Annotated in this window: 25 protein-coding genes, 2 tRNA genes and 1 other RNA gene; 18 read left to right on the forward strand and 10 right to left on the reverse strand. The window is 37.3% G+C overall.

What is annotated here, in order from left to right:
- Window positions 1-84 precede the first annotated feature (84 nt).
- Genes QXK50_05650 through QXK50_05665 form a run of 4 tightly spaced genes read left to right on the forward strand, consistent with a single transcriptional unit; the run spans window position 85 to window position 2,908 of the window.
- The gene (locus QXK50_05650; GenBank protein ID MEM2008646.1) at window positions 85-1,302 is read left to right on the forward strand and encodes a redox-regulated ATPase YchF; all 1,218 of its coding nucleotides are present in this window, start codon (window positions 85-87) and stop codon (window positions 1,300-1,302) included.
- A gap of 9 nt (window positions 1,303-1,311) precedes the next feature.
- Complete coding sequence (locus QXK50_05655; GenBank protein MEM2008647.1) at window positions 1,312-1,779, forward strand: RNA-binding domain-containing protein; 468 nt, start codon at window positions 1,312-1,314, stop codon at window positions 1,777-1,779.
- Complete coding sequence (locus QXK50_05660) at window positions 1,772-2,413, forward strand: hypothetical protein (protein ID MEM2008648.1); 642 nt, start codon at window positions 1,772-1,774, stop codon at window positions 2,411-2,413. Before QXK50_05655 ends, QXK50_05660 begins: the two co-directional genes overlap by 8 nt.
- A gap of 15 nt (window positions 2,414-2,428) precedes the next feature.
- Window positions 2,429-2,908 (forward strand): Rpp14/Pop5 family protein, encoded by a 480-nt coding sequence (locus tag QXK50_05665; GenBank protein ID MEM2008649.1) that lies wholly within the window; start codon window positions 2,429-2,431, stop codon window positions 2,906-2,908.
- 30 nt (window positions 2,909-2,938) lie between these two features.
- Here QXK50_05665 and QXK50_05670 read toward each other — a convergent pair whose 3' ends face one another.
- On the reverse strand, window positions 2,939-3,268 hold the full coding sequence (locus QXK50_05670; protein MEM2008650.1) for a PadR family transcriptional regulator: 330 nt from the start codon (window positions 3,266-3,268) through the stop codon (window positions 2,939-2,941).
- A 73-nt stretch (window positions 3,269-3,341) separates the two neighbouring features.
- On the opposite strand from QXK50_05670, the gene QXK50_05675 reads away from it, so the two are divergent.
- The 6 genes from QXK50_05675 (at window position 3,342) to QXK50_05700 (ending at window position 11,282) form a co-directional block, all read left to right on the forward strand.
- Window positions 3,342-4,463 (forward strand): inositol-3-phosphate synthase, encoded by a 1,122-nt coding sequence (locus QXK50_05675; protein ID MEM2008651.1) that lies wholly within the window; start codon window positions 3,342-3,344, stop codon window positions 4,461-4,463.
- 470 nt (window positions 4,464-4,933) lie between these two features.
- Window positions 4,934-6,010, forward strand: coding sequence for an ATP-binding protein (locus QXK50_05680; GenBank protein ID MEM2008652.1), 1,077 nt, complete (start codon window positions 4,934-4,936; stop codon window positions 6,008-6,010).
- 382 nt (window positions 6,011-6,392) lie between these two features.
- On the forward strand, window positions 6,393-7,070 hold the full coding sequence (gene pyrH, locus QXK50_05685) for a UMP kinase (protein MEM2008653.1): 678 nt from the start codon (window positions 6,393-6,395) through the stop codon (window positions 7,068-7,070).
- Between the two features lie 921 nt (window positions 7,071-7,991).
- Window positions 7,992-8,165, forward strand: a complete 174-nt coding sequence (locus tag QXK50_05690; protein ID MEM2008654.1) for a hypothetical protein — start codon at window positions 7,992-7,994, stop codon at window positions 8,163-8,165.
- A gap of 567 nt (window positions 8,166-8,732) precedes the next feature.
- Window positions 8,733-10,112, forward strand: coding sequence for an ATPase domain-containing protein (locus QXK50_05695; protein ID MEM2008655.1), 1,380 nt, complete (start codon window positions 8,733-8,735; stop codon window positions 10,110-10,112).
- Between the two features lie 21 nt (window positions 10,113-10,133).
- Complete coding sequence (locus QXK50_05700; GenBank protein ID MEM2008656.1) at window positions 10,134-11,282, forward strand: glycoside hydrolase family 5 protein; 1,149 nt, start codon at window positions 10,134-10,136, stop codon at window positions 11,280-11,282.
- Window positions 11,283-11,342: 60 nt separating this feature from the next.
- Here the strand turns inward: QXK50_05700 and QXK50_05705 are convergent, their stop codons facing one another.
- Together QXK50_05705 and ffs are read right to left on the reverse strand one after the other, a co-directional pair.
- Window positions 11,343-12,416, reverse strand: coding sequence for an mRNA surveillance protein Pelota (locus QXK50_05705; GenBank protein ID MEM2008657.1), 1,074 nt, complete (start codon window positions 12,414-12,416; stop codon window positions 11,343-11,345).
- 24 nt (window positions 12,417-12,440) lie between these two features.
- An RNA gene (ffs, locus tag QXK50_05710) (signal recognition particle sRNA) lies at window positions 12,441-12,750 on the reverse strand.
- 228 nt (window positions 12,751-12,978) lie between these two features.
- Between ffs and QXK50_05715 the strand changes: the two genes are divergently transcribed.
- A complete protein-coding gene (locus tag QXK50_05715) occupies window positions 12,979-13,167 on the forward strand; it encodes a chromatin protein Cren7 (GenBank protein ID MEM2008658.1) in 189 nt (62 codons plus the stop codon).
- 116 nt (window positions 13,168-13,283) lie between these two features.
- The gene (gene glyA, locus QXK50_05720) at window positions 13,284-14,567 is read left to right on the forward strand and encodes a serine hydroxymethyltransferase (protein ID MEM2008659.1); all 1,284 of its coding nucleotides are present in this window, start codon (window positions 13,284-13,286) and stop codon (window positions 14,565-14,567) included.
- A 21-nt stretch (window positions 14,568-14,588) separates the two neighbouring features.
- Here the strand turns inward: glyA and QXK50_05725 are convergent.
- Window positions 14,589-14,675: transfer RNA gene (locus QXK50_05725), tRNA-Ser, on the reverse strand.
- A gap of 97 nt (window positions 14,676-14,772) precedes the next feature.
- On the opposite strand from QXK50_05725, the gene QXK50_05730 reads away from it, so the two are divergent.
- Entirely contained in the window at window positions 14,773-15,936 is a 1,164-nt protein-coding gene (locus QXK50_05730) for an RsmB/NOP family class I SAM-dependent RNA methyltransferase (GenBank protein ID MEM2008660.1), read from the forward strand.
- Here QXK50_05730 and QXK50_05735 read toward each other — a convergent pair.
- From QXK50_05735 to QXK50_05745, 3 genes are all read right to left on the reverse strand, one after another.
- Entirely contained in the window at window positions 15,933-16,340 is a 408-nt protein-coding gene (locus QXK50_05735) for a DNA-binding protein (protein ID MEM2008661.1), read from the reverse strand. The two genes, QXK50_05730 and QXK50_05735, sit on opposite strands and share 4 nt — an antisense overlap.
- Window positions 16,330-17,166: an NAD(+)/NADH kinase gene (locus tag QXK50_05740; protein MEM2008662.1), complete on the reverse strand. Its 837-nt coding sequence runs from the start codon at window positions 17,164-17,166 to the stop codon at window positions 16,330-16,332. Before QXK50_05740 ends, QXK50_05735 begins: the two co-directional genes overlap by 11 nt.
- Window positions 17,167-17,322: 156 nt before the next feature.
- A complete protein-coding gene (locus QXK50_05745) occupies window positions 17,323-17,781 on the reverse strand; it encodes a DUF371 domain-containing protein (protein MEM2008663.1) in 459 nt (152 codons plus the stop codon).
- A gap of 70 nt (window positions 17,782-17,851) precedes the next feature.
- On the opposite strand from QXK50_05745, the gene QXK50_05750 reads away from it, so the two are divergent.
- Window positions 17,852-18,526 (forward strand): protein-L-isoaspartate(D-aspartate) O-methyltransferase, encoded by a 675-nt coding sequence (locus QXK50_05750; GenBank protein ID MEM2008664.1) that lies wholly within the window; start codon window positions 17,852-17,854, stop codon window positions 18,524-18,526.
- Window positions 18,527-18,740: 214 nt separating this feature from the next.
- Here QXK50_05750 and QXK50_05755 read toward each other — a convergent pair whose 3' ends face one another.
- Window positions 18,741-19,574, reverse strand: coding sequence for a hypothetical protein (locus tag QXK50_05755; protein ID MEM2008665.1), 834 nt, complete (start codon window positions 19,572-19,574; stop codon window positions 18,741-18,743).
- 162 nt (window positions 19,575-19,736) lie between these two features.
- Between QXK50_05755 and prf1 the strand changes: the two genes are divergently transcribed.
- Window positions 19,737-20,810, forward strand: coding sequence for a peptide chain release factor aRF-1 (gene prf1 / locus QXK50_05760; protein ID MEM2008666.1), 1,074 nt, complete (start codon window positions 19,737-19,739; stop codon window positions 20,808-20,810).
- 3 nt (window positions 20,811-20,813) lie between these two features.
- On the opposite strand, the gene QXK50_05765 is transcribed toward prf1, so the two are convergent.
- The gene (locus tag QXK50_05765; GenBank protein ID MEM2008667.1) at window positions 20,814-21,194 is read right to left on the reverse strand and encodes a hypothetical protein; all 381 of its coding nucleotides are present in this window, start codon (window positions 21,192-21,194) and stop codon (window positions 20,814-20,816) included.
- Between the two features lie 203 nt (window positions 21,195-21,397).
- On the opposite strand from QXK50_05765, the gene QXK50_05770 reads away from it, so the two are divergent.
- Window positions 21,398-21,718, forward strand: a complete 321-nt coding sequence (locus tag QXK50_05770; protein ID MEM2008668.1) for an ArsR family transcriptional regulator — start codon at window positions 21,398-21,400, stop codon at window positions 21,716-21,718.
- Window positions 21,719-21,931: 213 nt separating this feature from the next.
- Here the strand turns inward: QXK50_05770 and QXK50_05775 are convergent, their stop codons facing one another.
- Complete coding sequence (locus QXK50_05775) at window positions 21,932-23,023, reverse strand: tyrosine-type recombinase/integrase (protein ID MEM2008669.1); 1,092 nt, start codon at window positions 23,021-23,023, stop codon at window positions 21,932-21,934.
- 115 nt (window positions 23,024-23,138) lie between these two features.
- On the opposite strand from QXK50_05775, the gene QXK50_05780 reads away from it, so the two are divergent.
- Window positions 23,139-23,226: transfer RNA gene (locus QXK50_05780), tRNA-Ser, on the forward strand.
- Window positions 23,227-23,475: 249 nt separating this feature from the next.
- Window positions 23,476-23,634: a hypothetical protein gene (locus QXK50_05785; protein MEM2008670.1), complete on the forward strand. Its 159-nt coding sequence runs from the start codon at window positions 23,476-23,478 to the stop codon at window positions 23,632-23,634.
- Window positions 23,635-23,718: the final 84 nt, after the last annotated feature.

The raw sequence follows: 23,718 nt of genomic DNA on the forward strand, positions 1-23,718 counted from the left end.
TCACCCTACAGATGCTTAGACTGAACTAAGCATGTAATAAGTTTTAAGCTGTGATGAAACTGTAGATATGTGGTGCTAGACATATTGATACCGAAAATCTCGATAGGGCTACTGGGAAAAACAAATGTTGGTAAATCTACATTCTTTTCCGCAGCTACACTTATACCTGTTGCTATAGAAAATAGACCATTTGTTACATTAGATCCCCGTAGTGGTGTAGCATACATTAGAAAGAAATGTGTTCATCAAGAACTGGGTTTACCTAAATGCGTACCAGTATCGTCTTTATGCATAAAGGGAGAAAGATTCATACCTGTAACCCTAGTCGATATACCTGGTCTTGTCAAAGATGCTTCAAAAGGGCGTGGATTAGGCAATAAGTTTCTTGATGTTATTAGACAGGCCGACTCATTAATACATGTCATTGATATCTCTGGTTCTACAGATGAAGATGGAAAACCTGTTAAACCTGGTTATAGAGATCCCTATGAAGATATAATCTCGATAGAACTTGAGTATGATGAATGGATGTACAGCATAATTTCGAGAGATTGGTCTAGATTTGCAAGATCTCTAGACAACATGAATATAGGACAAGTTATAGATGCATTAACACAAAGGCTTACAGGCCTATCCATAAAGAGAGATCATGTAGCAAAAACATTAACGAAAACAAAATTGGATTCTGTTAAACCTTCTAGCTGGAGAGAAGAAGAGCTAAGAATGTTCGTATATGAGCTACGTCTAGAGGCCAAACCCATAGTTATAGCCGCAAATAAGATAGATATACCTGAGGCAAGAGATATGCTTAAGAGCGTTATTAGGCGATTACCTAATAGATTGATAATACCTGTAACCGCCTTAGGTGAACTCATATTAAGAAAAGCGGTAACTAAAGGTTCTATAGACTACTTACCAGGGGATCGTGAATTCAGGATCGTTGATAAGAATAGTCTCACTCAACACGAGATAAAGGCTCTAGAAATAATTAAGGAGATAATGGATTTCTATGGAAGTACAGGTGTGCAAAGAACTTTAAACGAGACTGTATTCACAGCTTTGAACATGATTGTTGTGTATCCAGTTGAAGATCATAACAAATTTACTGATAGTAAGGGCAACATATTACCAGACGCATACCTAGTACCACGTGGTACAACAACACTAGATCTAGCCTACATGGTTCATAGCGACCTAGGGAAACACTTTATATACGCTATAGATGCTCGAACAAAACAAAAATTAGGAAAAGACTACATACTGCAAGATGATTCTATAATAAAGATCGTTGCCTCTGTATAGATGATCAACATGCGCAAAGCAACTCTATCTAGAATTATTATAACGACACATTGCCACGCAACAGAAGATGTGGAGAAAGTTAAGCAAGCGTTACTCAATGTATTTCCTCCAAACTTGAGAGATAGTATTAATATAGAGCAGGAAACGCTATACGGATATCATGGTAATCCCATAATTAGGTTCAAGATAGTTCTAGAAGGAGATGAAGCTGTAGAGATGCTAAAATATCTATTGAAAATGTTGAAAGAAACAGATAGGAATCTGATCATTAACACGATTGATGTACGTTACAACAAAAAGTCCAATGAGTTTTTCATGAGGTTAAGCAAGCAGGAAGCATATATGGGTAATATAGCTGTATACGATGGCGATGATGCTATTAGAGTCTCTATCTCATTTTCAGTTGAAAAATCGTTGGAGGCTGCTCGAAATCTTCTAGAGAATCTGATTAAAGATGGTGTATATAGAAGTGTTTAACTTGTATTTAGCCTACAGCGAATGTCTAGACATGATTAAGCATTTAGAGATAGATAGTGCAATAATTTTTGGATTCAATTCAGAACTTCTAAAGAAATGCATAGATACACTAAATAGCACAAGGGTAACCATAGCCATAGTTCCACGAGCTATACATCAAGTATCTGAAGATACTATAGATACTTGTTTAAAAAAATCGAGATATTTATTGAATGGTTGTATACCTAGTGATACTGTATCAGCTAGGAGATTAGCTAAACTGGGTACAACAGTAACGATAGTTTTAACTCCAAACAGTCTTAAATTTATTGATGAGTCTCAGATAAATGTTATGGCTCAAACTCCTACGCCTAGATACATAGAGATACATCTATATCAATTCCTTACACATCTAATAAATCATCCAAATATTGATGTAGAGAAGGAGTTCTACTATTTAGGCACAGTAATCGAAAAAGCATTAAAAAACGATGTGGCTGTAATTCCTTCAGCCTCTAGCCCAAACGTTAGGAAAGCCATTCTAGTTAATCACATAGATCTTGTTCTATATTCTATGGGTTTCTCTAGAAGAGAACGTAGGTTAATGCTAGAGCTCTACCCAATGGATCTCATACAGAGATGGTTAAAGACTTAGTGGTGTTGATACACCATGGACATAGACATGAATAGTACAACAGTTGCATATCTAGCGTTAACTTTATCATTGATATCAATCGTATTAACTGTTATAATGAATGCTAAATTCTACAGATACACTAAGGTTTTGCTAGATGAAATAGGATTCCATATAGTTCTACATAAAAAGTATAGAAGGATTAAACGTTATGTCCTTGTTAAGTTCGTTTGCTTAGATAGTGGTTTTGAGACGTTATCGGAACACGTAAAACAATCCATAGATAAGTTGTTAGGACCTATACTTAGGTATAGGTGTAACGTAGATATAGTTTCATATAGACCTGAGAAAAAACGTGCAATAATTAGAGTTCGAGGCGAAGCTATCTGTGTTATATATACACTTCTAGCTTTAACGATAGGACATCTAGAGAAGGACAGTGATTCATGTATTGCTATACCTATAAGGACGAGTGGACTCATATCAAGACTTAAATACAGATATTTAAAGAGCTAGTGATGCTGATTGTGCTTTCAGATCATCGATCTAGATCTTTAATTTATCTACAAGTTTTTCAAGAAACTCTAGAGCTTCGTAGAACTCTTTTCTTCCTCTATCCGATAACTTGTAGAGTACCTCACCACCAATTCTAATGGTGTCTAGAAGACCCTCCTTATTCATTCTGTAAACTACTGTGTAGACGGTTATTGTTGGAGGATTGATATTGAAAACTTCCTGCAACTTCTTCTTAACATCGTAAGCTTTCATAGGCTCAGAATCATGTAGTATACGAGCTATGTAAAGCCAAAGAGTCTCTATTGTTACCTTTCTAATGAGTCTCTTTAAAGCTTTAGATTGAACCATTACGCTCAACAAGATTAATACTCAAGAAAGCTTTATATATCTTTTGATACAGTATTTATCGCAGAAAATATTTGTGGGTAAAAATATGGTTAGAGTAGGAATAGTAGGTGTAGGAAATATAGCATCTATGTTTATCCAAGCAATAGAATATGCTAAAACCCGTGAGGAAGTTTTCGGTACCATACATGAAACCATAGGTGGCTACAGACCCAACGATATAGATGTTGTATATGCCATCGATATATCTAAAGAGAAGGTAGGAAAAGACCTAGGGGAAGCGATATTATCATACCCAAATATGGTTCCAAAGCTGGTCGATATACCTAGAAAGAACGTTATTGTTAGAATGGGTAAAATACTAGATGGTGTGGCAGAGCATATGGTAAACGACTTTAAACCTGCTGAATATCCAGAACCCACATCTGATGAATTAGTAGATGAGCTCAAGAGCTATAGAGTAGATGTACTTGTAAATCTACTACCAGTAGGGAGCGCAAAAGCTTCTAGATTCTATGCTGAAGTAGCAGCAAGAGCTGGCACATCTTATGTAAACTGTATACCGGAGTTTATAGCAAGTGATCCTGTATACCAGAAATTATTCGAGCAACATAGAGCTGTTGTACTTGGAGATGATATAAAGGGGCAGCTAGGTTCTACAATTATCCATAGAGCTCTTGCAAGCCTTATAGCTATGAGAGGAGCTGAAATAGTAGAATCTTACCAACTTAACGTAGGAGGGAACACCGACTTCAAGAACATGCTTGCCCATGAGAGATTGAAAAGCAAAAAGGTATCAAAGACTATGGCTGTAGCTTCAACACAAAATAATCCTGAAGCAGTTCTAGACAATCTATTTGCAGGACCTAGCGGATATATACCTTTTCTAGGGAACACTAAGGTATCCTATATATACATTAAGGCTAGAACATTCATGGGAATGCCTATAACAGTGGACCTGAAGCTTGTTGTAGACGATAAAGCTATGGCTACATCAATACTTATAGATACTGTAAGACTGGCTAAAGCCTTAATGGACAAGGATGTGTATGGATCACCAGAGTGGGCTTCTATGTTCTACTTCAAGTATCCACCAAAACAAGCTAAAAGCGATGAAGAAGCCTTGCTTAATCTCTACATGAATTTAGAGAGACTGGGAATAGATGTAGAGCCAAAGAGGCTCTACTTATGGAGATACATCAATAGATGATGAATTCACTATGTATCAACCCTTTAACACCAATATTACACCCTATCTATAGCTTAATATCCTTGTAACCAGTAGTTAACGTGATGATGAAGCCGCTCCAAACCTAGACAAAGAGATGAGGATCCCGTGACGAACTGAATCTTTATGTAGATCCAAGGACTATTAGACATACATCATTTATAGGCAGTTGAACTTGATGTACCAATAATTGGGTTCTTACATCTTGAACATTGCTTAGAGTGCTCCGTAATTAATAAGGTACCTAGGTCGGATATCTTCTGATTCAATTTTCTCTAAATGGATAATGATTACTCATAAACTAAATTAATCATTTTACAGTATTTCTGGCAATAATGCAAGAATTTGATTTTCTTTCACCCAGAATGATGATGATTTCGATTGACACATATAGTTATTTAGTGTTACAGATTTTAAGCTTTCGGTACGGAAGCTTATTCTGGTGCGAAAGAATGTTATTTGACCCAAAACCTAAGAGGAGAAAAGAAGATCTCTTCGATTTTGATGAAGAGTTCAATATGTTGAAGAAGTTTCTGGGGCATCCTCTACTTGTTGTTACTGGCCTTAGGAGAACAGGTAAAACATCTCTGATACTGACTGTTCTTGAGGAGTCCAGTATCCCTTACGTATTTGTTGATCTAAGGGGATTTGTTAGATCTTGGAGAGATCTCTACGAAACCCTTTCTGTAAGTATATCGGAATTTGTTTCAAGGATATCTAGGTTTAGAGGTTTCTATGAATCGTTGGTAAAGATCTTGAGTATTGTGAAGGGCGTCTCTATTTCTGGGATAAGTATAGAGTTTAGCTGGGGTCGAGATAGACCCCTTCTTACACAACTGTTTACAGCTCTAGATAGAGTTGCTGAAGAACATGGAGTGAAGGTGGTGATGGTTTTTGATGAACTTCAGAGAGCTGTTGGAGGTATAGGGATGGCTCTTCAAAACGCTTTAGCATATTCTTACGATCACCTAAAGAATATCTCGTTCATTATTAGTGGTTCAGAGATGGGTATTATATACCGTTTCTTAAAAGATCCTGAAGCACCTTTATATGGTAGAGCTTATCTAGAGGTTAAGACTAGGAGACTTAGAAGAGAAGAAGCTGTAGAATTCTTAGTGAAGGGCTTTAATGAAGTAAACTATGATGTAAGTATAGACAGAATCAATGAAGCAGTGGATAAATTGGATGGTATAATTGGTTGGCTTACATACTATGGTTATTCAACTGTATTTCAAGGTAAGAATATGGATGATATATGGAGAGATGCTGTAGAAATGGCTAAGAAAGAGCTTGAGAATTTTATCAACTATAGAGTAAGTAGAGAAAGGTATAGGATGGTTTTAAGGTTGCTTTCGTTAGGTGTAAGAGAATGGGGAAAATTGAAGAAGAAGCTCGAGGAATCTGAGGGCAAGTCTATAAGTGATAGAGTTATATATGAGATTCTATATACACTAAGAAATCACTCTATAATAGACAATGAAAATAGATTCCTTGATCCATTACTAGAAGAAGCTGCAAAAGTTTTGTAGACATATCCTAAACTACATCATTATATTCAGAAAACTAGACACATATTTTATATAGATAGCATTAATGTAATTCTGTGTTCTCAACAAATCTATTGAATCAATCTCAATAGATTTGTGAGATCTATTGTTTGCTCTCTAAACATTACCAAAGCTTTTAGTAATGTTTTTAGATGGAATGGTTAGCCACTATTCATGACTTCTAGACATGGTATCAATAAACGTTTCGTCAGCCAGCCACCGCAACCTCATCTTATCGGGAGCGGTCGGGATTAACATCATCCAGTATGGATCTAGCAACTGTACAGCATATAGAGTTTTCGTGATTCATTAGATACTGAACATATTTATAGTTCTCAATACTCTCCACAGTCTGGGGCTGGGATTGACTAAAAAGATCTTGGTAAAAATATCTGGCAAACTCTTGAATCCTGAAGCTCCATCTATAGTCAAAGACTATGCAAATATAATGAATAAACTATATGGTGAAGGCTATCGTATAGCTGTTGTTGTTGGTGGTGGAAGATATGCTAGAAACTACATAACTTGTGCTAAAGCTCTAGGACTTAACGATGCTCAAGCCGATATAGTTGGTATAGAGATTGCGAGAGTCAATGCACTTCTACTAGCTCTAGCTATAGGAGACAATGCCTATACACCTATACCGAGAAATATAGATGAAATCCAGAGAGCTTGGAACACAAATAAGATAGTTGTTGTAGGAGGTCTTCAGCCAGGACAATCGACAGCAGGAGTAGCTGCTGTTGTAGCAGAATCTCTTGGGATAAAGAGGTTACTTTATGCAACAGATGTAGAAGGTGTATACGATAAAGATCCCAGAAAGTATAATGATGCAAGAAAACTTGATGTAGTAACTGTTGATAAGCTTGTAGAAGTGCTTAGTCAGAGATATGAAGCAGGAGGATATGAATTATTAGATCCAATAGCTATACAGATTATAAAGAGAAGCTGTATAGAGGTAACAGTATATAATGGAATAGATCCTACCAATATATACAGAGCTTTAGAAGGTAGTATAGGAACAAAGATACAGTCCTGTTAACGCGTCTTATTTTAATTTAGACCCCCTATACATATTTCCACGAAATTCTCGAGAACTTTGTAGATCATATATCAAGAGATACGTGTTGTGTATAAGGTTCATCACCATACAGGCTACCAATATATCAAGCAGTACACCAACAATATACTGAACCAGTAGAAGAACAGATGAGATGCTCTTTCTATCCTGATTACTCAATTCAAAATAGTTGTACACATTCAACTGTATACATAGTAACACAGTAAATGAGCTCCAGAGTTGTAGATCTAGCACAACTACAAGATAGATAAAGTACTTAGAGTTTCTAACCAGATCAAGAATTGTGGATATGGAGATCTACAGAAATTAGCTAGCGAATAGCTTAAGTATACTCCATAGCTACTACTGTAATCTTTTTCTATACATTCTATGTATCAATTGATATACCCACTAGTATATTGATTAGTGTACAAATATATGAAGTATTTAACAAGATACTTCTGCTAGAAATCGATAATAAGTAGCCTCTGTGTATAGACATAGTTCGATATCCAAACAGATTAAATTTAGAGACTGCAGATCTAGTTCTAAACAATTAGTAGCTAAATAGAATCTGATTATAGATAGAATTCAATTTTCTGTAGTATAGATTTTGTATCACAAACTATATAGATTCTGAGACCAATAGTTTAAATTGAGCTCCATCACTGTCATTAGGATCAGTGAAGCTCCATAAACTTATGGTGTGTATTGAGAGTCAATGACTTCTGCTTAAATTTACTGAAGTAAGGTTAAGCACCACTTAACTACACCATCAAGCTACGAACCCCCGAAAGGCGTCCAAAAACTCCATTAGATACACTATTAAGTGATGTACCTCCATGAGATGATGAATCTGCATAGAGCCTAAAGTAACTATATCGAGTCTCATATCTGTCCAGATTGGTTGATGTTGATGAAAACACTTGTAGATACCTTACACATGGTGATGAAGGTGGTTTCGATGAGAAGGTTGAGAGTTCATTGAGGGTTCTCCCTGAGTTACTCAAGATATGGAATGTCTGGAGTCATACCCTCAACACCTCTAAGCCCAATGAAAGACCAAGTAGAATGTAGAGAAAGAGAGATGAGGTGATGAACTCAACCAATATAGACCTATATCAGAGCTGGGCCTTTCAATAAGTTTAGAGAGTTGTTGAAGTTGTGCTCTAGATGACATCATCTTTTTAATCCTAATTATATGGTATGTTGAACTATATTATTTCGTTTAGATGTGTTTCCACAAATCATTAAAGCTTGCATACATAAGGCTTCAGATTAATCTGTATCTAAGATAAGCTTGGATATTAAGTGTATCGAGTAGTTGATCTACTAGTTTGCTAACAGTCGTAAGTACTAATAGCACATATATAGCTCTATTCAATCTAGTTGATAGGTATAGAATTTATCACCAATATCGCCATGTTATGTAGTCTCTATAAGTATACATTAGTTAAGTATAATAGGCATTATCTTCATTATCTTGGTTGGAGCTGTGTAGTTAGCTATAGGTGTGTATTGAGAGTTTTGTGTATCTAAAAACTTATATATTTCTAACAAAGTACAATTACTTGTTATCGGAGATGTAAAAATATAATGATAGGTAACAATTGTTAGTAACAGTATAGTGGGAGGAGAATTGAGATGGAGTTTGAGAAGAGTGGTGCTACAGGTTTTGTATTTAAGGATGAGGTAATAGCTGATTTGCTTGGAGATATCGAACCTGGTTCTGTTCTACTAGTTCTTGGTCATCCTGGTGCAGGTAAATCAACTTTTGCAGCTGGTATACTTTTTGAGAATTGTTTAAGATTCAATGTTAAGGGTGTATACATAAGTCTTGCAGAAACAAGAGAAAAATTCTATAACTACATGAAGAAATTCTCCATGGATTTCGAATATGGCGAAAAAAAGAATCTCGTGGAATTCATACACATGCCTACTCTAGCAGGTAAAGAATTGCTAGAGGCTATAACTTCTACATTAAGCACCAAGATCTTTACCGAAGGCTACTCTATAGCTGTTGTAGACTCGATAACACCTATACTAAACGTGCTTACAACAGATGAAGCTAGATCATACCTACATTCAACACTATACAACTTATCATCAGTAGCTAAAGCTCTTCTAATATTGATATCCGATCTACCTTTTGCTACAGAGACTGTTGATCTAAAGGGGCTAGAATTTATTGCTGATGCTGTTTTTGTATTCAAGACAAGAATAGAGAAGAGAATGATAAGCAGATTTATGGAGGTTAGAAAGTTTAGAGGAAAATCAATACCTATGGCAGAAATGCCGTTCGTAATAGAAGAAGGTAAAGGTATTAGATGCTTATTACCTCCAACAACAGCTGAAGTACCTTACTCTATGGCTATGACAAGCTATAGAGATGAATGCACCAATTCTGTTTGGGGCTCAATACTCTCAGGTACATATGTAGGTATAGTATCTAGATGCAATATCATACCCTTCTCTATATGGCTTCTCTTAACAAAGCTCATAATGAACTATGGCTTAAACTATGGAATTCTAAGCTTTAGAGAATCCAAAGAAGTTACCAAAGAAGTGATAAGTAAATCAGCTCAAGTCCTAGGCATTCCTCCACACTATATTCTACAGAAATCCGTATTTATCGAAAGCCTTAACCCATCAATATTCTCTTCTCAACAGCTGGAGGCTATGCTTTATCGATTTGCTGAACAAAATATAAACTTCTTTATAATTGATGGAGCTGAAGCTCTATATCTACACCATGATCCGCTATATGTTGATCAAATGCTTAGATCTCTTTCTACATATATTAAGAATGGATTGATAACGGTATTCGAGCTAATCAATGGTGTATATACTCAGACCCAGACATCTAGATACGATATAGTTCATGAAATCATATGTAGAGAAAATACTGTAGAACACAACGTAGTTAGGGGACGTATCGCTGCTATCGATATAGCTTCATATAATCTTGTAACAAGAATTAGTGAAGAATCTATACTCAAATGCCTAAATATTGTTCAGAGATGATGAAGAGAGGTTCAAAACAGTATGGATATTTACTACAGAGTTCGAGATTCAGAAATATATGTTGTTAGAGATGAAAAAGAAGACCCTCTATACATACTAGGTGTAACATGGGTTGGTTTTGAGTATCGTAGTTATGTAGTTCATGGGCTCCACATCAGAAATTGGGTTGAGATACTCCAGACAATTAAAAGTTTAGGTTTTAATGCAATAAGGCTACCCTTCTGTGCTAATTCTGTGAGACCTGGTGTTAAGCCTGCTCCTAGAGCTATAAGTTATGCCTATAATCGAGATCTCTATGGACTAGACTCTATATCTATAATGGAGAAGATTATAGCTAAAGCTGCTGAACTAGGTATATACGTACTTCTATGTTTTCATAACATAAGCTGTATAATTATGGAGCCTCTATGGTATACACAAACATTTAGTGAACAAAATACAATAGATACATGGATAGCCATTGCTAAAAGATTTGGAAAATACTGGAATGTTATAGGAGCAGAATTGTTTAATAATCCCCATGGTATTGGACCTAGACAAGCATACTATACAAGAGGTGATAGCGCTACCTGGGGTATGGGTAACCCGAAAACTGATTGGAATCTAGCTGCTGAAAGAATAGGTAAAGCTATACTAGAGGTGGCACCTCATTGGCTAATAATAGTTAAAGGAACACAGTACACCAATACACAATCAGATAATGTACCACTGTATCCTGATTCAACGTTCTGGGGCGAGGATCTGAGAGCAGTGAAAGATTATCCTGTGAACTTACCTAGAGATAAACTAGTCTATGGTGTTAATACCTATGGACCTGACATGTTTGTTCAATCCTATATCGATGATCCTAGCGTATTTCCTGATAATCTGTACCTTATATGGGATCAGAACTGGGGATATGTGAAGAAGCAGCTAGGATATCCAATAGTTATAGCTGAATTTGGTGGTAAATGTGGTGAAAGTGATCCTAGAGATGCTGTATGGCATACCAAGTTTATTGAGTATCTTATCGATAATGATATGTGTTACTGGTTCTATCTTGCTCTAAATCCTGAGCATCCTGAAACAGGTGGGCTACTTAATAATGATTGGGTTACAGTAAAACAGTATAAGTATGTTCTATTAAAGAAACTCATGGATTATTGCATAAATAGGTATAGCAGGAGGTAGTTAGCAGGTTTTGTGAATAAAGTATCACATGTACATGTAGTTGTCTATATCCTATCTCTATCAGTTATAGTCTTTGCTATTCTTGAGCCACTCTGTATCTAGAGCATATCGAAGTATTGCCATAACTCCTCCCAACATCTTCACTCTCTCACCAGGAGGTGATTTGCTTGGAACTATCACTATATTACCATTTTTCTCAACCACATTCCTTAAAATCTTATCAATTTTTTCTCGTATCTCGCTAAATCCGCTGAGCAGCTCATCTATTATTAGAAGCTTTTCTACAGCACCTACCTCTGCAGCAATCTCTACATGATCTATACCATATGCAACTCTACCTATATCTTTAACTATAAGCATATCGAAGTATTCTAGAATTTCACTAGCTTTCGCTATAGCTGTATCCTTTATAACAGATCTGACTATATCTCTATGGAGAAGTTCTTGAAGACCTGCATAACCACCATTTGCAACGCTATCAGTATAGATCCTAAGTTCTCTATCGAGAGACTCTATAACCTTCTTAATACGATTCTTCAGATCCCCAGGAGAACCTATTACAACAGCTTCAACTCTATATCTACGAGCAGTTTCAACAATCCTTCTAGCCAGTTCATCAACAAGATCTTCTACAGCTTCCTCAAAACCTTCATCACTTACAGGAAGAGACACATTCTTTTCATCAACAATCCTAAGCCCCTGCATCTGGAGTAAAGCTATAGAATATTCATCAAAATCTACAGAAACCAGAAGAAGATTCATAGGTTTCAAGAATTTGAGCATATCCTCCACAGTCCTTCTATTCCAAATACTTTTAAATATTACCACCTCAGAACCAATACCAACAGAAACAGTATGATGAGAACCCAAAACACCAAAACGATCAGGACCTTCAACAACAATACCATGAATCCTCAACCTATTTGTAAAAGGCTGAAACTCAAGCCTCAACACCTTTACCGTTAAAACCATAGGAAGCCTTCTCTTCTCATCCCCAATACTAACATCTCTTGTGGTTAAAGCCTTAACAAGATCACCAGAAGAAATAAATAAGCTAAGAAGCCATAGATCATCCTCAGAATCAACTCTAACCCTAATCACACCATGTTTATCATCTAAAACATCTAAACGCAACAAACAACACCACAACACAAGCGGTGCACAGCCCTCAATACTGGTGTATATAGGTGTATATAGCCTACTACACAATCGAACCTCGACCCCGTAGACCCATGAACGCTGGTGTCAGAGGTTAGGTTGCTCCCTTCCGGACCTGGCCGCTTTCCCCCTGTAAAGATGGTGGCTACCTCCCTCCAGAGATAGCCCCACCACCACCAGCCCCATGGGGCGGGGGTCATCGCGATTGTGTAGTAGGCTATATACACCTATATACACCAGTATTGAGTTACTGGCCCCCGTAACCCGCCGGGTTTCAGAGGGTGGGAGACCCTCTAGCCCTACCTGTGCACCGCAAGATATAGTGTTGGACATGACGGTTTAAAAGTTCTGTTCGTCTATAGATCAACACATTAGTATTACTTTATTCTCTATTCAGTTTATTCTTTATGCATACATGATGATCAATACCTTTTCTCTTGGAGCATTATTTGTACAACGACCTACGCATTGGTTTCTATGATCCTTAACGTCATGTTTATATATTTTGTTTGCTCTATTTCTGATTTGGGTATATGTTATGGCTGCATGTAGTAAATCTGTAAGTGTTAAAACACCTGAAGGAGCTGAAAAAAGTCTTGTGCCTAAGAAGGTTTGGAGTTTAGCACCTAGAGGTAGAAAAGGAGTAAAAATAGGTTTGTTCCAAGATCCAGCATCAGGAAAATACTTTAGAGCAAAAGTACCAGACGACTATCCAGAATGCGGATAACCAAACACAAATAAAACATTTTTTTAAGGATTGTCCCTACCTTTACATCTTCTATGTATATATAGACTTATATACCCGACTATTGCTATACGCATATACGGTGATAACAATCGGTATTGCCTCTGAATGTTAAATCTGTGGTTGAGTTAGTCCTAAGGCATAACAGTTGGAGAAGATTTGAAACAATAAATCTTATCGCTTCTGAAAATGTTATGTCTCCTCTTGCTGAGGCTGTCTATGTTAGCGATATGATGCATAGATATGCTGAAGGAAAGCCGAAAAAACGATACTATCAAGGAAGTCTATATGTGGATGAAGTCGAGCTTCTAGTTCAGAGATATATGTCTGAGTTGCTTTGTGTAAAATTTGTTGAGCCTAGAGCTATAAGTGGAACTATAGCTAATGCTATTGCATTTACTTCAGTTGCTAAAGCTGGAGATAAGGCAACTATTTCTACTATCCAGGCTGGAGCACACATATCCCATACGAGGGAAGGAGTTTTAGGAGCTCTAGGTATAGAGCATATCGAGATGCCATTTGATTTAGAGACATGGAACATCGATATCGATTCTTCTAGAAAGATAATCGAGAATATTAGACCTAAGCTTGTTGTTCTAGGAGCTTCAGCATATCTATTCCCACATCCAACAAAAGCTATAGCTGAAATAGCTCATAGTGTTGGAGCAGTAGTTATCCATGATGTTGCTCATGTGCTAGGACTTATAGCGGGTAAGAAATGGCCTAACCCGGTACATGAAGGAGCTGATATCGTTACCTCTTCTACCCATAAAACATTCCCAGGACCGCAGGGAGGTCTACTCTATACAGATGATCCACAACTCTATAAACTGATCTCAAAGAACGTACTGAAATTCGTAAGCAACCACCATCTACACAGATTGCCAGCTCTAGCTGTAACAGCTCTAGAGATGATGTACTTCGGGGAAGCTTATGCAGAACAGATTGTACGGAATGCAAAACGATTTGCAGAAAGTCTAGCAGAAGAAGGATTCAACGTTGTTGCAGAACACCTAGGGTATACTAGCTCCCATATAGTTCTAGTCGATATACGTAAACACTATCCTGCAGCAAAAGCAGCTAAACTTCTTGAAGAAGCAAACATCATAGCAAATAAGAACTTACTACCATGGGACTCTCTAGATCCTGAAAACCCAAGCGGGCTACGTTTCGGTGTCCAAGAGATGACTAGGCTCGGAATGAAGGAAGAAGACTTTGCCGAGGTAGCTAAACTCATTAGAGAGATACTTATAGATAGAAAAGATGTTGACGAAATCAGGAAGAAGGTTATAGACTTCCGCAAACAGTTTACATCAGTACACTACGGCTTCAAGTTACCTGAAGAACTATACAGTGATCTACTCATATCATTCAGATTATAAGCACCAGAACTTAATGGTATTTGGCGCCGGGGGCGGGATTCGAACCCGCGCGGGGAAACCCCCAGTGGGTCTCGAGCCCACCGCCTTGAACCACTCGGCCACCCCGGCACATATCTTTTTACACTAATAACCTAAGCTAGAATCTAGACTATAGGTTTTATAAAGGTTTTATTAGGTCTATAGAATCTAGTTGTAAAGGATTCACATGCTACTATATGATGAATTGCTTATTGGGGCGCTCTCTAAGGTATTTAAGGATAGACTTGAAGAGTTTCTGAACTCTTTAACGAGTCCTGGTAAAAGGTATTATGTACGTGTAAATACTTTGAAGACTTCTCCTGAACATATTGTGGAATCCCTTAGATCTAGAGGCGTAGAGATATACAGAGATGAAGATCTCTACGAAGCTATATACTTTCCTATTAAAGGTCCATACAAAGTAGATCCTAGGGATAAGGTCGTGGTGGTAGATAAATATACTGCTGAATCAGTCTACATAGGCTCTCATCTATATGGTCCTGGTGTTATCACTTGCTCAAGAGATATAGAGCGTGGAGATACCGTAGCTATTGTATCTGAGAACAGCGTTGTTGTGGGTGAAGGTACAGCCATGATGAGTTGTAGAGAAATGCTTATGAAAAGAAAAGGTGTAGCAGTACAGGTTACTGCTTCTGTTTATAGAGTTCCATCCATAAGAAGCTTCCCAGAGTATGAGAAGGGTATGATTTATCCACAAAGTCTTGCGGCTATGTATGTAGCCCATATTGTTGATCCTAGACCTAGAGAGCTTATACTTGATGTTTGTGCTGCACCAGGAGGTAAAACAAGCCATATAGTTGAACTCTCTAGAGGTAGGACACATGTTATTGCATTAGATCATTCAGCGAAAAGGTTAGAGAATATGAGGCTAGAGATGGATAGACTAGGGTGTACCCCTTTCATAGAGATATGGAGATCTGATTCACGATATGTACATGTAGATTTCGGTGGAATGAAGGTAGATAAAATTGTTGTTGATCCTCCTTGTAGTGCTTTAGGTGTAAGACCAAAGATCTACGATATTAAAAGCTATAGAGATGTGGTTACAGCTGCAAAATACCAGATACAGTTTCTAAGATCTGCTACAAAACTACTTAAGAGAGGTGGCGTAGTGGTGTATTCCACTTGTACAGTTACATTAGAGGAGAATGAAGAAATAATTGAGAAGATTCTTTCTGAAGATAGATGTCTAGAACCTGTACCTATAGATGTTAAGAGAGGTTCAAGAGGATATAGAGGCTCTGTCTATGGTGATGCTTTTCTTAGGTTCTATCCACATGAACATGACACTACTGGTTACTTTATAGCTAAACTCGTTAAGAAATGCTAGATCCTCTTTCCACTGTGTATACCTAGGTTCTTGATAGATCTAAATTCTATACCAATGGTTTTTAGTATCTTCTGCATATCGTAATCATCTGTAAAGACTATGGGTCTACGGCCTCTAGATCTATACTCTATAGCTAGTGCTAGAACTTCTATATCTGTTTCAGACAGTTCTCCATAGAGATTCATTCTCTTAGCAATAGATTTTGCTTCCTCAATGTATCTAGCTGAAGGCTCCTCTACATGGAATCTATCTACAGCAGCTGCTACATCAAGTCTAGCAATGCTTTCGCTATCCTTAACCTCCTTAACTACACTAGGTGTTGTAACTATCTCTCCTCTGTATATGTAGAGCTGAAGAGCTGAGAGAAACGCAGCTGTATCGAATATATATACCTCAGAATTCACAACTCTGCACCCTTCTATATGTTTCAAATCTCTTAAATCTGACAAACCTAACCCCAAACTCAGCTCTAGATATAGTGACTCTTCCTCTAGGCAGTAGTTCGGCTACAGTATCGCCATCAACTATACATGTAGCTGTATCACCTTCACTAACATTCTCTATTTCTAGAACTCTGTTAGCTGATAAGACTACAGGTCTAGCATTAGGTTGAAGTGGAGCCAGAGGAGTGATAGTTATTGCCTCAACATTAACATCTACAACAGGACCTCCAGCAGAAAATGTGTATGCTGAAGAACCGAGCGGTGTTGCAACTATAGCACCATCACCATCAAATCTGTAAAGAATATCCCCATCAACTCTAACCTCAAGCGATATAACTCTAGACCCAAGGTATCTAGAAACAGCTACAACAACATCATTTACAGCATAAGGTATATGTTTCTGTTCTACACCATCTATAGCGATCTTAAGCATCATATACTCATGTATGGTGTATCTACCTTCAACAAGATCTCTAAGTCTGTTTCGTACTTCTGGGGGATCCACATCGAATAGGAACCCTCTACGTCCAGCTTTAACGGTAACTATAGGGATTCTCATTGAGCCGAGTTTATGAATAGTTCTAAGAAGAGTTCCATCTCCACCTACAACTACTAAGAAATCTATGCTCTCGATCCCTAAAGAGAACGTTTTACTCCATTCTAGATCTTTAGCAATATCTTCATCAACAAGAACCTCAATACCAAGAGTTTCACAATACCTGAGTATCTCTCTAGCTATTTCGTAGGGTATTCTACCACCTTTTTTAGCTGTAAGACCTATAATCATTAGCTATCCTCCAATGCAACAAATGTTATTCTGTATCAATCTTGTTGTTCCCAACATTTATTTCTTTCTCTATAAATCAGAAAGATCCCATTGGCATATTCAATAGCGCGGATGAGTTGTTGATGAACCATATAACCGGCTACTCATTATAATCAGCTACAATATGCCTATAGTTTCTAGATCTAGAACATAGATATCCACCACAAGTGTTGTATCTTGTCTCTTTAGCCTCTCTATTAGATCTCTTCTTATATGTTTCGATCCTTTATTTGCATTTATAGCTACTGTTGCAGAATCTATGTAGCTGCTCCTTCTCACCACTATTTTCCTAGGATCATTGAGAACCAGATTCTTATTCCCTTGAGCTACCACGATATCTGTGACATTATCTACATTCAAGACTATTAAAGCAATTGATGTATCTTTCTTCAACAATTCTCTAATTCTTGGATCTAGTTCTGATGCACTTTTATCGAGGTTTATACCTATTATGCAGTCTCCTCTCTCCGTCAGATAATCATCTTTCGTGAGTTCAAATGTTGTAGGATGTAGTGCCTTAATGTTTTTGTGTCCTTTTGCTACGACTCTATCTCTGTATACAGAGATATAGTTCATAGATACACCATAAAGATAATATCTTGGTGAAGCTATTAGTATATCGAGTAGTGTATCTAGGGATAATGCTATGAGCGATGTATATAGCTATGAGAGGAGACAGCTTGTTGAATATCTAAAGCGTGCAGGTATAATCAGGAGTAGAAATGTTGAAGAAGCCTTCTTATCTATTCCTCGAGAACACTATGTACCTGAACACCTCAGAGAATACGCTTACCAAGATACACCACTCCCCATAGGCTCTGGACAAACTATTAGTGCTCCACACATGGTTGCGATAATGACGGAAGAACTTATGGTAGAACCTAACCACAAGATCCTGGAAATAGGTACAGGTTCCGGTTATCAAACATCCATACTTGCCCATATAGTCTCGAAAGGCTGTGGACATGTATATACAGTAGAACGCATACCTGAATTAGCTCAAAACGCTTTAATAAACATATCGAGAGCTGTACCCCATCTACTAAAATACATAACCATACATGTTGGTGATGGAAGTAAAGGGCTACAAGAATTCGCACCATATGATAGGATAATAGTGACTGCAGCTGCCCCAAGAATACCTGAACCTCTTATAAATCAGCTAGCTTTAGAAGGAGTAATGGTTATACCTGTAGGCAATAGATATGAACAACTCCTTACTATAGTAACTAAAGACAGAAGAGGTGATATATTGATTAGACAATCAATACCATGTGTGTTTGTTCCTCTCTTGGGAGAATATGGATGGAGAGAAACATAAATAGATAACACAAATATCGAATTGACTAACTCCATAGAATAGGTACAGGTAGCATCATTATATATACTACAACCACAGAACCTGAAAATATATATGTATTTCATAAGGGTTTGTATAAAGTAGATCCTGGAAACAATTTCCATGGCACTGTACATACATTAGGTGAAAATAAGCAGATGTTAGAAGAGGTTGTAGATATTCTTGCTGGATATGTTTAGACTGTTTTAGTCATACATTGATCTAGAATGTACTTAAAGCTTTTTCCAAGCCCTACACGAATCCCAAATCTTCTATCTGTGTATAGGTAAACAAGCTTCTTTGTTTGAAGTTTTCTAAGGATGTTCATTAGTTCGTGTGATGGGTAGTGAAGTTCGTCAGCTATTTGATCTAGGTAGAGATATGTGCTATTCCACTCTACATAGTGTTTGATTAAGTAGTTCAGTACAGCGATCTCTTCTTCGAGTAGATCTTTAGTCTCGAGAACCTTTTTCACACAATTTAACGCTTTTTCAAGTACTGATTTCGTGTCTGTGGGTGCGTTATGGGAATGTTTACCCACGTTTTTAGGTGTATCTGAGACAATGAACTGCTGTATTTCTGTACCATATGGTGCGTTCTTTAGCTGATTCTTGTTGTTTATTGTTGTATGTATTTGTTCATTTATCAGTTTGTGGGCTAACAGAACCACATCTCGAGGAGTAGCTATAGGTACTCCTATAGATTCGAGAAGGGTCTTCACATACTCTTCTCCTAGTTTTGTAAGCATCCAGTAACCTGTTCTATATACCACATATCTTCGTGTCTTCCAATAACTTAGATAGCTACTAATCAATTTGCTTGACTTGTTGAGTATTTTTGCTATTTCTGAGCTTTTCATTGGTTTTACATAGAGTAGAAGGAGTATAGCTTCAACTACTCTAGATCTAGGTCCTCTGTCACTAACTATAGACTCTACCGCTTCATCACCTGAGCTATGCCTCGTTATAGGTGCTACAAATTCGATGAACTCATTATCTACTTCATCTTCAGAATACCTGTTTAAATTCAAAAACTGCACCTAAAAGAGACAACGCTAGAGTATATTTTACCTCTCAGCATAATGTTTATAAACAGAGTTTATGGATAAGCTTTTAGCTGTTCTAGGATGTTTATGTGTAATAGGTGAGGCGTATTTAGCGAATGGGAATCAAAGCTATCTGTAGATAGAAGGATGCTGAAGCAGATTATAAAGGAGTTGAAGAAGTGGCGTGCTCATGCAACAACACTACTTAGCCTATATATACCACCAGGCAGACCTATAAGCGATGTAGTGAATCTCCTTAGGCAGGAGCTAGCTATAACAGAGAACATAAAGCTTAAGAAAACACGTGATGCTGTGCAATGGGCTCTATCTACAGCTATAGATAGACTCTCAATGATAAGACAGGTACCTAGAAATGGTTTAGTCGTGTTTAGCGGTATAAATGAGGATACAAACGACACTATAACTCTTGTATTCTCACCACCTGATCCCATACCTGTGTTCTTCTATAGAACTGATAAAGAGTTCCATACAGAATTTCTAGAGCCTATGATAGAGGAACAAGATATATATGGTATAGTGATAATAGAGAGAGATGAAGCTACAATAGGTCTTCTAAAACCTTCAGGAGTACAGATTCTAGATGAAATAGAGTGGTTTATTCCAGGTAAACATCATAAGGGTGGCCAAAGCCAAAGAAGATTCGATAGAATTATTGAGCAAATGGTTGAGGAATTCTATAAACATGTAGCCGAGAAAATAAATAACTACTTTGTTCCATTAATTGAAGAAAAGAAGCTCAAAGGAATCATAATCGCTGGACCTGGTTACGCAAAACTAGATTTTCTGAAGGAAGCCGATAATCTAGACTATAGAGTGCGGAAAATGATTATCGGAGAACCTATAGATGTCTCTTACCAAGGTATTGTAGGTCTTAGGGAAACTGTCTTTAAAGCAAAAGAGATACTTGCGAAACACAGGTACTTCGATATACTTAACACTATAGAGGAATTCAAATACCATATAGCTAAAGATGATGGGTATATTGTCTACGGTGTTAAAGATGTTGAAGAAGCTTTAAACAATGGAGCTGTAGAAAAGCTCTTGGTATGTGAAGACCACCAGGATATTGATAGACTTGAGAAGATAGCTCAAGATAGAGGTGCATCAGTAGTAGTTATACCGTCTTCAGTAGATGAGTATGAATGGTTTAGAGATACCTTTGGATGTTTAGCAGCTATAACTAGGTATCCTATAGGATAATATTTATGTAGAGATAGAAGAATATAGTCTGTATGGACATTCTCTCCAGTATCTACTACATAGATACACATCATATCGTGTTAAATATCTATCGATAAGCTTGCAGTAAGCAAATCTAACACCATTCTCTGTACTACTGATATCACATTCTGGACATCCACAGTTAAGTTGAGGAGGTAGCGCATGGATAGGTGCATATATCTTTACTCTATCTTTTTTAGTTTGATGTTCTTTTCTAAAATGTTTTACAGGTTCTTCTACATAGTATACACAGTTTATGTATATGTTCTCAGAACCACATCTATCGATAGCTACTACAGTATCTACAGGTTCAGGTAGTTTTGGAGAGGTACACATACCGTGTTGATACCATGGACAAGGCAAATATTTACACCACAAACAAAAGCTGTTTGTTTACTCATTATATAAAGGGTGAGTATAACTGGTATCAACTAATTAAAACAGTTAAACCAGTAAATATAAAAGCTGCTGAAGAAGCTAACCTACCACGAATCTGACCCTAATGAACTATATGCATTAGCTATGTACAACACCGCTCTATATGTTTACGAGGTGAATACATCTATATGCAAGAAAGATATGTTGAAAGAAATGTACTTGAATTAGATAAAGACCTTAAACTCAAGGTACTCTATGAAGATCCAGAAATAGTTGTGACAATGGCTCCAAACGAAAGCGAGCTTAGAGAAATTGTTCTAGAGATGCTTAGATCAGGATCCAAATCTATTAAAGAAATACATTCAAAACTCGCAGGTATAGCAAGTGAAGATAAGATCAGGAAATGCTTAATCAAGTTGATGGATGAAGGTATAGTGGCTATGGATGAAGAAGGTAGATACAGCATAATAGGTTCAGATGGATTTGATGAAAAAGAGCTAGAGTATTAGAGATCTAGCAACAGACCTATCACCTGATCCTCATACACAAGCCATTAGATTAGCTGGAAGTACTGTGTATTGTAGTTGTATGCAGTAGATATCTGTATCATGTTCTTTACTTAGATGTATCTATATGTATTAATGATACTTCTATAGTTCTCGATATCTCTAAACCATAGTGTTGTGATGAATGTAGTATAGATTTGATAAAGAAGTTAAGTATTATTGTTTTGTGCCACAATATGGACAAAATCTAGCTGTATATGGTATCTGTGTACTACAGTTATGGCATATCTTTGTGGTATTGGATGTGTATGGATCTAGATTAGTGTATGGTGTTTGTTGATGTATGTAGGGTTGGAGTGGATATGGGTTTATGTTTAATGGTTGCTGTATTAATGATTGTCTTGGTTGTATATAGCTTGTTGTGCTGAAGATTCTTAGGTACTGTTCCTTTATATCGTCTCTAAGTATGTGTAGATATATCTGTGTTGTCTTTAGGTCTCTGTGTCCTAGTAGTTGCTGTAGGAATACTATGTTCAGTCCTTTCTTTAGAGCTTCTGTAGCGAATGTGTGTCTAAATATATGGGGCCTAATTCTTCTGGGATCTATACCTGCTCTTTTAGCTAGGCTTTTGAGTCTTTTGTAGAGTCCGCTATAGCTTATAGGTAGAACTCTTTCTGTTGGTGATGGTCTTCTCAACCCTATTATGTGGGTAAGTATCTGTGTTGTTAGATCACCTATGAATACTGTTCTTTCTTCATCATATTTAGCGTTTCTAATCCTAATTTCTCTAGCAGCTAGATCTATATCCTCGAACGTTATGCTCAACGCTTCTTCAGCTCTTAGACCTGTTTCTAGAAGAAGCGATAGGATTAGTAGATCTAGATGATCTCTAGAGGCATTAAATAGACGCACTATTTCTTCAGGTTTGAGTATAGGTATATCTCTTCTCCTAGGTCTTTTGACAGAAGGGATAACTATATCTATCCCCATCCAGTTGAAGAATCTTTTAATAAATAACGTGTAGTAGTAGAGTGTAGCTTCTCTAGACCTTCTATCACCATATTTAGCATTAGGAAAACCATTCCTAAGCCTCTCAACTCTCCACAAATAGAAATCATTTACAGTAACATCTCTAACAGATTTCCACCCTATAAAGCTAAAGAAATCATATAGAGCAGATCTATAGCTCTTCACAGTCTTTTCATCAGCACCTGAAGCCTCTAAAGCCATTAAAAACCTCTCAACAGCCAACCTAGAATCAGAACCATCAACATCACTAGGAGCTCTACCAACATCAATCCTAGGCATCACAATCCCTAAAAAAGCTACCCAAAGTAACAACATATTAAAACTAAACCAAATAAAACCAAAACCTTATAACACCCATACAACAAAAACTATACAGAACCTAAACACAATCAAAGCCGGGGTCGCCTAGCCTGGTAGGGCGCCGGCCTGCTAAGCCGGTGGGGGAACACCCCGCGCGGGTTCGAATCCCGCCCCCGGCGCCACTCCTCCACGCTCTCTATAAACGATTACCGTTTTCATGGGTTAGTGTTCTCTCATGTTAAGCATCTTAATCACTTATTCTCTCAACAGTTTCCTACATGAGCTCATCTTCGAGAATACTTCTACTAGCTACCGAGGTTCCATGGACTTTCCCTTGGAGAGACTGAAGCATTTCTGTGAAAAGCTTAAAATCTCTTCAAGTAGAACACAACTACGAGATACAAAAAAGACTATAGGCTAAGGGTCTTCTTATGGAGAAGTTTATGGTGGATCTAGAGGCTGTGGTCAGAGAGCTCGTTAATGAGTTAGATATGGAGTTGGATTTCAAACCTGTTAAGGCGAAGACTCTTGTTAGTGAACTTGTTAGAGAGATACGGAATGAGAGAGAAGATAGTTTACTTAGACATTAGTAAGTTGTTAAGATGTATATCGAAGAATCTGGTAGCGAATATATACAAGAGCTATACATATGCAGGCTTACAATAGCTTGATCA

Source organism: Ignisphaera sp., from assembly GCA_038831005.1.
Taxonomy (GTDB): domain Archaea; phylum Thermoproteota; class Thermoprotei_A; order Sulfolobales; family Ignisphaeraceae; genus Ignisphaera.